Here is a 12,933-nt window from a genome sequence, read left to right as displayed (position 1 = left end):
CCGTGCACGCGCCCGTGTTGACGAAGGTAGGTTCGGGTGCGAGCGTGGTCAATCCGCGCATGTCAGACGCCTGTGGAGGAACGGCTTCGCATGACCTCCCCCACCCTCCTCGTCCTGGACGCCGATCCCCTCCCCCGTCTCGGCCGCCTCACCGGTCGCGCCCGCATCACGCACGCGGACGCGTCGACGCTGGCCGAGCGGCTGCCGTCCGCCGATGTGCTGCTGGTGTGGGACTTCACCTCGCACGCCGTACGGGAGGCCTGGCCCGGCGAGGGGCCGCGGCCGCGCTGGGTGCACACGGCGAGCGCGGGCGTGGACCATCTGATGTGCCCCGAACTCGCCGCGTCCGACACGGTGGTGACCAACGCGCGCGGGATCTTCGACCAGCCGATCGCCGAGTACGTCGCGGCCCTCGTCCTGGCGATGGCGAAGGACCTGCCGAGGACGCTGGAGCTCCAGCGTGAGCGCGTGTGGCGGCATCGGGAGTCCCGCCGGGTCTCCGGGACGCGGGCCGTGATCGTCGGCTCCGGGCCCATCGGGCGGACGATCGCCCGCACGCTCAAGGCGCTCGAGGTGACGACCGCGCTGGTCGGCCGTACCCCGCGCACCGGTGTCCACGGCCCCGACGACCTGGACCGGCTGATCGCCCGCGCCGACTGGATCATCGCGGCGGCCCCGCTGACCGAGCAGACGTACGGCATGTTCGACGCCCGGCGGTTCGGGGTGATGCAGCCCTCGGCGCGGTTCATCAACATCGGGCGGGGCGGTCTGGTCGTCGAGGACGCGCTGGCCGAGGCGCTGCGGCGGCGCTGGATCGCGGGCGCGGCGCTGGACGTCTTCGAGCACGAACCCCTGGGCCCGGACAGCCCGTTGTGGCAGGTGCCCGATCTGATCGTGTCCCCGCACATGAGCGGTGACACGGTGGGCTGGCGGGACGAACTCGGGGCGCAGTTCCTGGAGTTGTACGAGCGGTGGGAGGCGGGCAAGCCGCTGCTGAACGTGGTCGACAAGAAGCGTGGGTACGTACCCGGACACTGACCTGGGGGTGTGCATGAGGGACCTCACCGAACTCGGCGCCGTACGACTCGTCGAGGGCTACCGCAAGGGCGAGTTCAGCCCCGTGGAGGTGACCCGGGCGGCGCTGGAGCGGGCCGAGGCGATCCAGCCGGAGGTCAACGCGTTCGTGCGGCTGACCGGCGAGGAGGCGCTCGCGCAGGCGCGGGAGTCGGCGGACCGCTGGCGGCGCGGTGAGCCCGCCGGGCTGGTGGACGGGATCCCGGTCACGGTGAAGGACATCCTGCTGATGCGCGGGTCGCCGACCCTCAAGGGCTCCAAGGTGCTGTCGGAGAAGGGCAGTTGGGACGAGGACGCGCCGTCCGTGGCCCGGCTGCGCGAGCAGGGTGCCGTGTTCATCGGCAAGACCACCACCCCGGAGTTCGGCTGGAAGGGCGTCACGGACTCGCCGCTGTCCGGCGTCACCCGCAACCCGCACGACCCCACCCGTACCGCGGGCGGCTCCAGCGGCGGCGCCGCGGCGGCCGTGGCCCTCGGCGCGGGCCCCCTGGCCCTCGGCACGGACGGGGGCGGCAGCGTCCGTATCCCGGCCGCGTTCTGCGGGATCTTCGCGCTGAAGCCGACGTACGGGAGGGTGCCGCTGTACCCGGCGAGCGCGTTCGGCACCCTCGCCCATGTCGGGCCGATGACCCGGGACGCGGCGGACGCGGCGCTGATGCTGGACGTCATCGGGGCGCCGGACGCCCGGGACTGGTCGGCGCACGGGCCAAGTGCCGTGTCGTATCAGGACGTTCTCCAGGAGGGCGTCCGTGGTCTGCGGGTCGCCTACTCCCCCTCCTTCGGCGGGCAGGTCCGGGTGCAGCCGGGCGTCGCGGCGGCGGTCCGGCGGGGTGTCGAGCAGTTGGCGCGGCTCGGTGCCTACGTCGAGGAGGCCGACCCCGACTTCGCCGACCCGGTGGACGCCTTCCACACCCTGTGGTTCAGCGGGGCGGCCCGGGTGACCCAGCATCTCGGGCCGCACCAGCGGGAGTTGCTCGATCCCGGGCTGCGGGAGATCTGCGGGCTGGGCGCGCGTTACAGCGCGCTGGACTATCTCGCCGCCGTCGACGTCCGCATGGACCTCGGCCGCCGGATGGGCCGCTTCCACGAGTCGTACGACCTGCTGGTGACGCCCACCCTGCCGGTCACGGCGTTCGAGGCGGGCGCCGAGGTGCCGAAGGGCTCGGGGTACCGGCGGTGGACGGGGTGGACGCCGTTCACCTACCCGTTCAACATGACCCAGCAGCCGGCCGCGTCCGTCCCGGTGGGGGTGGACGCCGACGGGCTGCCGGTGGGACTCCAGCTCGTGGCCGCCCGGCACCGGGACGATCTGGTGCTGCGGGCGGCGCACGCCCTGGACGGATTCAGGCCCGCCGGAAACTGAGGGTCTCCCCCAGCGCACCCGACCGCCACAGGTCGTTGCACGCCTCGGCCAGCGCCTCCAGCCCGTCCACCACCTGCCCCCACACGATGCCGGGCACCCAGCCCACATCGCCGTTGAGCAGCAGGTTGTTCCGTTCGTAGAACAGGGCCAGGTCGACGACCGTGGTCCCGGCGCGGACCTCGCGGTCGTAGCCGTAGGACTTGGTGCCCAGCTCGGTCCCGGCGAAGGAGAAGTAGCAGAGGTCGCCCGGGATGGGCGTGACGGTCGGGTTCTCCATGGGTGGCTCAGTCGCCGCGAAGGGCGGGAAGAGGGCGTAGATCTCGTTGCGGGCGTATTTGGCGTGGTAGACGTCACCGGCCAGCGGAAGGGCGTCCCACACGGCCGCGCAGGTGACGGGCGCGCGGTCGTCCAGCAGCTTTGCCGTACCGGTGACACCCCGCTTGACCAGCGAGACTTCTATGTAACGGTCAGCCATGCACTCCATGGTGCATACATCGCATGCTCTCGGGTAGCCGCGCCGCCATGGCTCCACCACTTCGGTACGACAGGAACACGTACGACAGGACCGCGTACGCCAGAGACGACACACCGGGAACCACGCGCCGATCGCTGCTCGCGGGGGTGGCGGCGCTCGGTGCGCTGGGGGCCGCCGGCTGCTCGCGGGTGGCCACGGCCTCGACGACGGACGGCGGTGATCTGCTGGACCGGATGAAGGCGGCCGGCGTGGTACGGCTCGGTATCGCCGGTGAGATCCCGTTCGGCTACATCGACAAGAACGGCGAACTGACCGGCGAGGCGCCCGAGCTGGCCAAGGCGATCTTCAAACGGCTGGGCGTGGACCGGGTCCAGCCGGTGCCGACCGAGTTCGGCTCGCTCATACCCGGGCTGAACTCCCAGCAGTTCGACGTCGTCGCCGCCGGGATGTACGTGAACCCCGAGCGCTGCGAGCAGGTCATCTTCGCCGACCCGGACTACCAGATGCTCGACTCCTTCATCGTCCGCAAGGGCAACCCCAAGGGGCTGCACGACTACCAGGACGTCGTCGAGAAGAAGGCCAAGTTCGCCACCGGGACCGGGTACGCGGAGATCCAGTACGCCGTGGACGCGGGGTACAAGGAGAGCGACATCCTGATCGTGCCGGACCAGGTCGCCGGGCTGAACGCCGTGGAGGCGGGCCGGGCCGACGTGTTCGCCGGTACGGCGCTCACCACCCGTGAGGTGGTGAAGAAGTCCTCCAAGGCCGAGGCCACCAAGGCCTTCGCGCCGCTCGTGGACGGCAAACCGCATGTGGACGGCGGCGCGTTCGCCTTCCGGCCCACCGAGACCCGGCTGCGGGACGCCTTCAACGTCGAGCTGCGCAAGCTCAAGAAGAGCGGGGAACTGTTCCGCATCCTGCGGCCCTTCGGGTTCACCGAGGCCGAGATGACGGACCTCACGGCGAAGGAGCTCTGTGGCGGATGACTTCAGGACTCTGGGAGCTTGTCCTCAAGGGCGTCTGGGTCACCATCCAACTGCTCTTCCTGAGCGCGCTGTTGGCGGGTGCCGTCTCCTTCGTGGTCGGCATCGCGCGCACCCACCGGCTGTGGATCGTGCGCTTCCTCGCCGGCTTCTACACCGAGGTGTTCCGCGGGACCTCGGCCCTCGTCATGATCTTCTGGGTCTTCTTCGTGCTGCCGCCCGCGTTCGGCTGGCAGCTGGTCCCGCTGTGGGCGGGCACGCTGGCGCTCGGGCTGACGTACGGCGCCTACGGCTCGGAGATCGTGCGCGGGGCCCTCAACGCGGTCGACCCGGCGCAGAAGGAGGGCGGGATCGCGCTCAGCTTCACGCCCTGGCAGCGGATGAAGCTGATCCTGCTGCCGCAGGCGGTGCCGGAGATGATCCCGCCGTTCTCCAACCTGCTGATCGAGCTGCTCAAGGGCACCGCCCTGGTGTCGATCATGGGCATGGGTGACCTGGCGTTCAGCGGCAACCTGGTGCGGCTCGCGTTGCAGGAGAGCGCGGAGATCTACACGTATCTGCTGGTCATCTACTTCGTGATCGCCTTCGCCCTCACCCGGATCATGCGCGGTCTGGAGAAGAAGCTGAAGGCGGGCGTCGGCAAGGCTCCGACCCGCGGGATCTCCCCGCAGCAGGAGCTGAAGCGGGCTGAGACCACGGGCGTCGGAGGTGGTGTCGCGTGAAGTGGGACTGGGGAGCGGTCGGCGACTTCATGCCGCAGTTCTGGGACGGTCTGCTGGTCACCCTGCAGGCGCTGGCCCTCGGCTCGGTGATCTCCTTCGTGCTCGGACTGGTGTGGGCGCTGCTGATGCGGGCGCCGACCCGGTGGGTGACCTGGCCGGTGGGCGCGGTCACCGAGTTCGTGCGGAACACGCCGCTGCTGGTGCAGCTGTTCTTCCTCTTCTACGTGCTGCCCGAGTGGGGCTTCACGTTCTCCGCGCTGACGACCGGCGTCTTCGCGATCGGCCTGCACTACTCGACGTACACCATGCAGGTCTACCGGGCCGGCATCGAGGCGGTGCCCGTCGGCCAGTGGGAGGCCGCGACGGCGCTGAACCTGCCGGTGACCCGGACCTGGCGGGTGGTGATCCTGCCGCAGGCGATCCGCCGGGTCGTGCCCGCGCTCGGCAACTACGTGATCGCGATGCTCAAGGACACGCCGCTGCTGATGGCGATCACCGTCCTCGACATGCTCGGGCAGGCGCGGCTCTTCTCCCAGGAGCACTTCCAGTTCACCGAGCCCCTGACCGTGATCGGCGTGGCCTTCATCCTCATCTCCTATCTGGCCTCCCTCCTCATGCGAGCCCTGGAGCGACGTCTTGTCCACTGACATCCAGCAGTCCCCTGACATGAACCCCGCCGACAAGCGGAGCAACGGCGAGCTGATCCGGCTCGACCAGGTCACCAAGCGGTTCGGCGACAACACCGTCCTCGACCACCTCGACTTCTCCGTCGAGGCCGGCAAGCACGTCACCCTCATCGGGCCGTCCGGATCGGGCAAGACCACGATCCTGCGGCTCCTGATGACCCTGACCAAGCCGGACGAGGGCACCATCACCGTCGACGGACAGCACCTCTTCCCGGCCTCCGACAAGGAGGTCCGCGAGGTCCGCAAGAAGATCGGCATGGTGTTCCAGCAGTTCAACCTGTTCCCGAACATGCCGGTGCTGAGAAACATCACCGAGGCCCCGGTCACCGTCCTCGGCCTGTCCAAGGACGAGGCGGAGGAGCGCGCCCGCGAGCTCCTCGACCTGGTGGGGCTGGCCGACAAGTGCGACGCCTACCCGGCGCAGCTGTCCGGTGGCCAGCAGCAGCGGGTCGCGATCGCGCGGGCGCTGGCGATGCGGCCGCAGGTGCTGCTGCTCGACGAGGTGACCTCGGCGCTGGACCCGGAGCTGGTCGCGGGCGTCCTCGACGTGCTGCGGGACATCGCCCGCAGCACCGACATCACGATGCTGTGCGTGACCCACGAGATGAATTTCGCCCGGGACATCTCGGACCAGGTCCTGATGTTCGACTCGGGCCGGATCATCGAGGCCGGGGCGCCGGAGAAGATCTTCAGCGAGCCGGAGCAGGACCGTACGCGGGAATTCCTGAGCGCGGTGCTCTGACCAAAGGTCAACTACACCTTGTGAAGACGTCGATGCACGAGGTAGGGGCGCTGGGTCATGACGTTGGCATATGCCAGCGGGTCAGCGCCCCTGCTGAGAGGGATGGAATCTCGTCAACAGGCCCTCACTTCAAGCCTCTTGCCCGTTATCGTGGTAGGGATCGCTGTCCGGATTACGGCCCAACTGTAGAGCGACTTAGCGAGCGCAGGGGGAACCACCGTGGCGCTGAAGCACGAGCCGACCGCGCCGTACCACTCGGCCCAGGACGCCCTCCGCGTTCTGGAGACGGTGGCGCGGCACACCACCGGAATCACCGACGCCCAGCTCGCCCGGCACACCAGCATCGAACCGGAGCGGCTGACCACCCTCCTTCGCATGCTGCGCCGCGAGGGGTACGTCGAGCAGGTCGCCGACGGCGCGTATGTCACGGGCGACGCCCTGACCCGCCTCGGCTCCGCCCATGACCGTGAGCAGGCGCTGCGCGAGACGCTCCAGCGGACGCTGGACCGGCTGCGCGACTCGGTCGGTGCGGCCGTGTACCTGAGCCGGTATGTCGACGGCGAGGTGCGGATCGCCCAGTACGCCGACGGGCCGTCGATGCCGGTGGTGAACGAGTGGGTGGACTTCCGCTACTCGGCGCACGCGACGGCGATCGGCAAGAGTCTGCTGGGCCAGCTGGACCACAACAGCCGGCGCGACCATCTCTCCCGGCACAAGATGGCCCGCCTCACCTCCCGGACCATCACCAGCGACAAGCTCCTGCTGTCCCGTCTGGAGTCCCAGCCGCCGACCGTCCCCCACCTCGACCTCCAGGAGTACGCGGTGGGCACGGTGTGCGCGGCGGTCCCCATCACCGCCGGCTCGTCGGTGGGCTGCCTGGCTCTCTCACTCCCGGTCGAGCACGCCCACCGGCTCCGCCAGGCGGCGGACGCCCTGAACCGCAACGCGGCCCCGGTCCTGCTCAGCCTGGCCATCTGATCCCCCTACCCACCGGTGGTCAGAAGCACCCCTCAGGACCAGGTAGTATTTTCTCTGTCGCCAGCCACGGGAACCAAAACCCGAGGTCGGCGAGGGTCATGCGCCGCTAGCTCAGTTGGTTAGAGCAGCTGACTCTTAATCAGCGGGTCCGGGGTTCGAGTCCCTGGCGGCGCACCTCAGAAGGGCCTCTCGTGGGAGCGAGGGGCCCTTCGATGTTGTGCAGGGTCGTGCGAGGTTCTGCTGGGGGTCCGGGGGTTACCCCCCGGGGGATGCAGCATCAGCGGGTCCGGGGTTCGAGTCCCTGGCGGCGCACTCCTGAAGGGCCTCTCGTGGGAGCGAGGGGCCCTTCGATGTTGTGCAGGTCTGCCTGGGTCAGGGGGCGGTACGTCGGCTCGCCCGGGGGGCGCCACCAGACCGGGTCCGGACAGTGGACGCCCTCCCGTCTCAGCTGGGCTCGGTGGATCTTGTTCGTGGCTGTTACCGGCATCCGGTCCACGACCCGTACGAAACGGGGGGCCATCTTCGTGCCCAGGTCGGGCTGGGCGGACAGGAAGGCCGTGAAGCCTGACGCCTCGAAGCTTCCCGCCAGCGCCGCCATCACCTGGTCCCCGGTCACCGGGTCCGGGACCGCGTACACGGCGACGGCGCCGGCCCCCTCGTACCGGGCGAGGATGTTCTCGATCATCGCGGCGGCCAGGTTCTCCCCGTCGACGCGGATGCGGTCGTCCGCTCGGCCCGCGAAGTACAGGAAGCCGTCGGCGTCGCGGCAGAACAGGTCGCCCGTCCAGTACCAGCCGTCCCGGCGCCGCTCCTGCTCCGCCTCCGGGTTGCGCCAGTAGCCCTCGAAGGGGTTCGGGGCCCGGTTGACCAGCTCCCCTATCGCCTCGTCCCCGTTCAGCAGCCGCCCCGCCGCGTCGAACACCGCCGCCGGGCACTCGGCCCGCGTCTCCGGGTCGAGGACGACGAGACCCGGCCCCGCCCGCCCCACCGCCCCGGCCGGCGTCCCCGGCGACCACTGCACCGCCGCCCCGCCCTCCGAGGACCCGTACCCCTCCACCAGCCGCACCCCGAACCGCCGCTCGAAGGCCGCCGCGTCCACCGCCCCCGCCTCCGTGCCGAAGCCCATCCGGAGCGGGTTGTTCCGGTCGTCCGCGCGTTCCTCGGTCGCCAGGACGTACTGGACGGCCCGGCCCACGTACGTGAAGTACGTCGCCCCGTACCGCCGTACGTCCCCAAGGAAGCCCGACGCCGAGAACCGCCGCCGCAACGCGACCCCCGCTCCGGCGGCGAGCGCGGGCGCCCAGTCGGCGATCACCGCGTTGCCGTGGAACATCGGCATGCAGACGTAGTGCACGTCGTCGGCGCCGACACCGAACTGGTCGGCGAGCGAGCGTCCCGCCGCAGCCAGCCTGCCCTGGGAGCAGATCGCCGCCTTCGGGGCGCCCGTCGAACCGGAGGTGAAGTAGAGGAGCAGGCGGTCGCGCGGGGTGGCCCGGGAGGGGTCAGGGCGGGCGCCCGCGTACGGCGCCAGCAGGGCCTCGTACTCCTCGGAGTCGGTCAACAGCTTCCGCACGCCGGGGAGTTCGAGGTCCGCGAGGAGCGGGTCGTACGTCCGGTCCGCGATCAGGACGCGGCACTCGGTGTGCAGGATGTCCCGGGCCAGTTCGGGGCCCCGGCGGGTCGGATTGATGCCGGCGACGGCCGTACGGGCGAGGGCCGCCGCGCTCAACCACAGGGGGTATTCAGGGGTGTTGTCGAGGAGCACGCCGATGTTCGCGCCGCCGGGCGGGAGCAGGTCGGCCAGCAGCGCCGCCCGGGCCGCCGCGCCCGCCGCCACGTCGTGATGGGTGAGCGTCCGCTCCTCGAACCACAGGCCGGGCCGGTGATCACCCCACCGCCCCGCGACGAGCTCCGCGACCGTGCACGCCTTGGACTCCATGGCCGCGCACGGTAGTTGATGGACCGTCAGATGAGGAGAGGCGTCACGGGGTCATCGTCACGCCGTCCACGACGACCGTGTTGGTCGTGTCGTCCACGTCGTCGCCGAAGCCGAAGCCGAACTCGTCCGACATCTGGTTGAACGTGATCATGAAGGCGATGCAGAAGCCCGCGACCACCCCGAGGAACGCCAGCACACCGATCATGGACGCGGCGAGCGCGGTCCGGCGCGGCGCCTTGGCCGTGGCGACGACGGTGGCGCCCTCGGCGTAGTACACGGTGACGAAGTCGCCCTCCAGGACCGTGCCCGGGCCGTCCTCCTCCTCGAAGCGGACGGTACGGCCGTCGCGGGCGGTGAACTCGTAGACGTGGTGCAGCGTCGTGCTCACCGACGTGTCGCCGCTGCCGCCGTGGGTCGTCGTGTACACCCGCAGACAGCGCGCCTCGGCCGTCAGCCCGCTGTTCCAGGCCCGGCGGATCTGCATCGCGCGGCGCAGCAGGCGGTACGCCATGAACAGGACCAGCGCCAGGATGAGGCTGGGGACGAGGTAGAAGAAGAGCTCCATGGTGCTTCCCCCGAGGTCAGGTGCTGCTCCTCAGCGCCGACATGGTCATGACGGCGTGGAGGGAACCTACCCCGGGGGAGAGCCGGCCCAGCTCAAGCAAGGCTCAGAGAATCAGAACGTGACGTCCGAGCAGGCGTAGAACGCGTTGCCGGTGTCGGCGATCGTCCACACCGCGAGGATCACGTGGCGGCCGCTCAGCCCGGACGGCAGGGTGCCGCTGTGGGAGAGGGTGGACGGCGGGCGCTGACCGTTGTAGGGGACGGTCAGGAACGGGGTGAGGTTGAGGTCGGAGCGGGCCAGGTTGTGGTTCTGGTTCCAGCCCGGCTTGGTGACGTAGTACTTGAAGTCGGTGGTGGCGTGCATGGCGGTGAACTGCCAGCGGAACGTGTAGCTCTGACCGCCCGTCACCTTCGTCGTCGGCCAGGCGCCGCCCGACGGCTTGGTGGGCGAGCTGAGCTGGCTGAAGCGGCTCACGCCGCCGTTGCATATCTGCCCGTCGGCCGGTCCGGAGCCGGGGAAGCCCTTGGGGCCCTCGACGCTCTGCGGCTCCCACTGGATGTCGCCGCAGTTCGTCACGGTGCCGTTCTGGCAGAGCTTCTGCCTGCTGACGGGGAGGTCGGTGTAGCCGTGGCCGCTGGCGCCGCCGGAGGAGAGCACGAGGGCTCCGGCCGTGCTGAGGCCCAGCACGGCGGCGTACCACTTGGTCTTTTTGCGCATGCTGCCGCTCCCTGGAGAACGTGGGGGAAGTTCAGTGAGGCGTGCAGGTCTAGACCAAGTCCCAGATTATTGCTGACCCTTGAACATGTCCATACCAATCGGCGGACCTGTTCGACGGGTCGGCTCAGGCGCCCGTCACGCCCCCTGCTCCCCACGCCCCGCGCAGAACGCCACCGTCAAGTCCTTGACCAGCGCCTTGCGTTCGTAGTCGTCCAGCTCCACCAGACCGCGCATGGTCAGCCGGGTCACCGTGTCCTCCACCGAGTCCACGACCGACGTCAGCACGCTCGCCCGGTGCTGGGCGTCCAGCGCGGCGATCCGGCGGCGGTGCATCGCGGCGGCGACCTCGGGGGCGTACTCCACCCGCACCGGCTGGACGGAGAACACCTCGAGCCCCACCGGCGCCGCGTCCGTCACGACCAGCCGGGTCAGCGCGTCGGTCGCCGCGTCGACGGACGCCTTCGGCGAACCCGGCAGCTCCACCGGAACCCGCGCCAGCGCCGCCTCCACGCACTCGCGCAGATAGCTCTCGTGGTCCTCGACGCCCAGCGTGGCCCGCGCGGTGTCCCGCACCCGCCACACCACGAGCACGACCACCCGCAGCGCGACCCCGTTGCCGTCCGCGGCCGGCATCGGCTCGCTGCGCCAGTGCCGCAGCCGTACGTCGACCCGGCGGCGCAGCAGCAGCGGGTTGACCCACATCAGGCCGGTGCGCCGGACCGTGCCGCGGTAGCGGCCGAACAGCCCGAGCACCCAGGCCCGACCGGTCCGCCCGCGGGCCAGCCCGCCGAACCCGAAGAGACCGAGGGCACCCGCGCCCGCGTACGCCGCCCACTGCGCCGGACCGAGGCCGGCGCCCGCGTACTCGGGCAGCCGCAGCGCCTCCACGGCGAGTGTCGGCAGCGCGCCCGCCCACCAGGAGGTGGCCACACAGCCGGCCACCCCGCAGGCACCGGCGAGCACGCCCGCCGAGCCGGGCAGCACCCGCGCCGGGCGCTCGGCCAGCTCGGGGTCGACCTGGGGGGCGGGGCGCGGCGCGGGCCGGCCCGGGCGCCGGAAGCGGGGCTGCTCGCCGGTGCCCTGGCGGCGTCCGACGACCGCGGGGCTGAGGGGAACGGCCCCGGTTTCGAGGTCGTCGCGGAACAGCAGATGAACGGGGATCTCGGTGGTCGCCTCGTTCTGGATGAGCCGGGCGGGCCGGGAGACCGGGGTGGTCTCGGTCGTCGGCCCCTCGGGTTCTTCCGTGGATGGTGTGGTGGTGCTCATGCGTGCCTCCAGCCTCCGCGCCAGATGCGTCATGACAGTGGATGGGTGTTGCGGGAATGCGGGAATGCGGGTCAGCGGGAGTGCGGGTTACTTGAACAGTCGCCGCCAGGTCTCCGGGCCCGGGTAGCCGTCCGCCGCGCCGCCCCGCCAGCCCTGGGCGCGCTGAAAGGCCTCCACGGCCCGTCGGTCCGCCTCGCCCCAGCGGGGGCCGGGACCCGTCGTGTAGTACTTGCCGAACCCCTTCTTCACCAGCTGCTTGCCGAGCAGGGTGACGTACTTGTTGTTCGCGCCGGGCCGGAAGGACGCCCGCCCCGGATAGCCGGGCACCCCGTGCGAGGAGGGTGCCGGCGGGCCCGCCGCGCCGGTGCGGATGTCGTTGCCCTTGCCCGTCACCAGCAGCGTCCAGGTCTGCGGTCCCGGCAGCCCGTCGGCGTCCCGGCCGGTCCAGCCCTGCGCCTGCTGGAAGGCCTGGGTGGCCCGCCGGTCGGTGTCCGTCCAGCGCGGTCCGGGGCCCGAGGAGTAGAAGCGGGCGGCACCGCGCTCGACGAGCATGCGGCCCAGCTGGGTGACGTACTTGTTGTTGGCGCCGGGACCGAAGTACGCGGCGCCGGGGAACGGCACGTCGAGCGGCTCGGCCGGTTTGTCGCCGCCCGCCGCGCCGGCCACCAGGCCCTTGTAGCGGTAGGCGGTGTAGCGGGCCGAGTTGCTCCAGTACGCGTACGGGGTGGCCTGCTTGCGGGCGCGGGGGCGGGTCTCCTCGTAGGCGATGTAGTAGGTGTGCGTGTAGTCGGTCCAGCCACCGAAGATGACGACGTGCGAGCCCTTCTCAGGGTCGGCCGGGTTGTGGAACAGCAGGATGTCGCCGGGCTGGAGGTCGTCCTTGGCGATCCGGACGCCGTACTGGTCGAGGCTGCCGGTCCATTCGTTGCCGGGCAGGCTCCAGGCCATGGAGACGAAGCCGGAGCAGTCCTGCCGGTAACCGTCGGACCAGTACTCGGTCATGCTGTACGGCACCTGCGCGGCGACCCAGGTCTTGGCCCGCTTGATGATCGCCGCGCGGGTGGTGGCGGGGGCCTTGACACCGGCGGGTTTGCCGCCCGGACCGTGCAGCGGGGCCTTGCCGCCCTGGGGGGTGTCGGGCTCGTCACCTGCGGGAACGTTGGGGCGGTGGGGGTGGTCGGGGGCGTGGGGGGCGGCGAAGGCGGGGGCGGCCTGGGTCACGGCGATCGCCGCGGTGGCCGTCGCGGCGAGGACGACGGCTCGGTGGGCGGCCGGGTGGCGGCCGGTGCGGGAATGGGGCAGTACGCGCCTCCAGTGAACACATCCGGGGCAGTCGCAGTCGCTCGCGGGATCGAATTCCTCGAACGTCGGTTCGTCGAATCCCGGAGTCTCCATGCGATTCCCCTCACACTCCAGATGGAAA

At 70.8% G+C, this 12,933-nt stretch carries 13 protein-coding genes and 1 tRNA gene; 8 read left to right on the top strand and 6 right to left on the bottom strand.

Going from position 1 to position 12,933, the window contains the following annotated elements:
• Positions 1-90 precede the first annotated feature (90 nt).
• Both IQ210_RS01155 and IQ210_RS01150 read left to right on the top strand, forming a co-directional pair.
• A complete protein-coding gene (locus IQ210_RS01155; protein ID WP_194075757.1) occupies positions 91-1,038 on the top strand; it encodes a D-2-hydroxyacid dehydrogenase in 948 nt (315 codons plus the stop codon).
• 13 nt (positions 1,039-1,051) lie between these two features.
• Positions 1,052-2,437 (top strand): amidase, encoded by a 1,386-nt coding sequence (locus IQ210_RS01150; RefSeq protein ID WP_194075755.1) that lies wholly within the window; start codon positions 1,052-1,054, stop codon positions 2,435-2,437.
• Here the strand turns inward: IQ210_RS01150 and IQ210_RS01145 are convergent.
• Positions 2,418-2,912, bottom strand: coding sequence for a DUF3830 family protein (locus tag IQ210_RS01145; RefSeq protein ID WP_194075753.1), 495 nt, complete (start codon positions 2,910-2,912; stop codon positions 2,418-2,420). The two genes, IQ210_RS01150 and IQ210_RS01145, sit on opposite strands and share 20 nt — an antisense overlap.
• A gap of 47 nt (positions 2,913-2,959) precedes the next feature.
• Between IQ210_RS01145 and ehuB the strand changes: the two genes are divergently transcribed.
• The 6 genes from ehuB to IQ210_RS01115 all read left to right on the top strand — a co-directional run bounded on the left by ehuB (position 2,960) and on the right by IQ210_RS01115 (position 7,197).
• Complete coding sequence (gene ehuB / locus IQ210_RS01140) at positions 2,960-3,898, top strand: ectoine/hydroxyectoine ABC transporter substrate-binding protein EhuB (RefSeq protein WP_390897535.1); 939 nt, start codon at positions 2,960-2,962, stop codon at positions 3,896-3,898.
• Positions 3,895-4,617, top strand: coding sequence for an ectoine/hydroxyectoine ABC transporter permease subunit EhuC (gene ehuC / locus IQ210_RS01135; protein ID WP_194075751.1), 723 nt, complete (start codon positions 3,895-3,897; stop codon positions 4,615-4,617). Before ehuB ends, ehuC begins: the two co-directional genes overlap by 4 nt.
• Complete coding sequence (gene ehuD / locus IQ210_RS01130; RefSeq protein ID WP_194075749.1) at positions 4,614-5,264, top strand: ectoine/hydroxyectoine ABC transporter permease subunit EhuD; 651 nt, start codon at positions 4,614-4,616, stop codon at positions 5,262-5,264. The genes ehuC and ehuD overlap by 4 nt, the downstream gene beginning before the upstream one ends.
• Before the next feature lie 19 nt (positions 5,265-5,283).
• Positions 5,284-6,045, top strand: a complete 762-nt coding sequence (gene ehuA, locus IQ210_RS01125; protein WP_194077020.1) for an ectoine/hydroxyectoine ABC transporter ATP-binding protein EhuA — start codon at positions 5,284-5,286, stop codon at positions 6,043-6,045.
• 219 nt (positions 6,046-6,264) lie between these two features.
• Positions 6,265-7,023: an IclR family transcriptional regulator gene (locus IQ210_RS01120; protein ID WP_194075747.1), complete on the top strand. Its 759-nt coding sequence runs from the start codon at positions 6,265-6,267 to the stop codon at positions 7,021-7,023.
• A 100-nt stretch (positions 7,024-7,123) separates the two neighbouring features.
• A tRNA-Lys gene (locus IQ210_RS01115) sits at positions 7,124-7,197 on the top strand.
• Between the two features lie 103 nt (positions 7,198-7,300).
• Here the strand turns inward: IQ210_RS01115 and IQ210_RS01110 are convergent.
• From IQ210_RS01110 to IQ210_RS01090, 5 genes are all read right to left on the bottom strand, one after another.
• The gene (locus IQ210_RS01110; protein ID WP_194075745.1) at positions 7,301-8,962 is read right to left on the bottom strand and encodes an AMP-binding protein; all 1,662 of its coding nucleotides are present in this window, start codon (positions 8,960-8,962) and stop codon (positions 7,301-7,303) included.
• 43 nt (positions 8,963-9,005) lie between these two features.
• Positions 9,006-9,527, bottom strand: a complete 522-nt coding sequence (locus IQ210_RS01105; RefSeq protein ID WP_228046675.1) for a DUF3592 domain-containing protein — start codon at positions 9,525-9,527, stop codon at positions 9,006-9,008.
• Between the two features lie 111 nt (positions 9,528-9,638).
• Positions 9,639-10,244, bottom strand: a complete 606-nt coding sequence (locus IQ210_RS01100) for a lytic polysaccharide monooxygenase auxiliary activity family 9 protein (protein ID WP_194075743.1) — start codon at positions 10,242-10,244, stop codon at positions 9,639-9,641.
• A gap of 135 nt (positions 10,245-10,379) precedes the next feature.
• A complete protein-coding gene (locus IQ210_RS01095) occupies positions 10,380-11,510 on the bottom strand; it encodes an SPFH domain-containing protein (protein WP_194075741.1) in 1,131 nt (376 codons plus the stop codon).
• 87 nt (positions 11,511-11,597) lie between these two features.
• On the bottom strand, positions 11,598-12,905 hold the full coding sequence (locus tag IQ210_RS01090; RefSeq protein ID WP_194075739.1) for a peptidoglycan-binding protein: 1,308 nt from the start codon (positions 12,903-12,905) through the stop codon (positions 11,598-11,600).
• Positions 12,906-12,933 lie beyond the last annotated feature (28 nt).

Source organism: Streptomyces justiciae (assembly GCF_015163075.1).
GTDB lineage: Bacteria > Actinomycetota > Actinomycetes > Streptomycetales > Streptomycetaceae > Streptomyces > Streptomyces justiciae.
The sequence above is the reverse complement of the archived record's forward strand: the minus strand, read 5'-3'. Positions and strand labels throughout refer to the sequence as shown.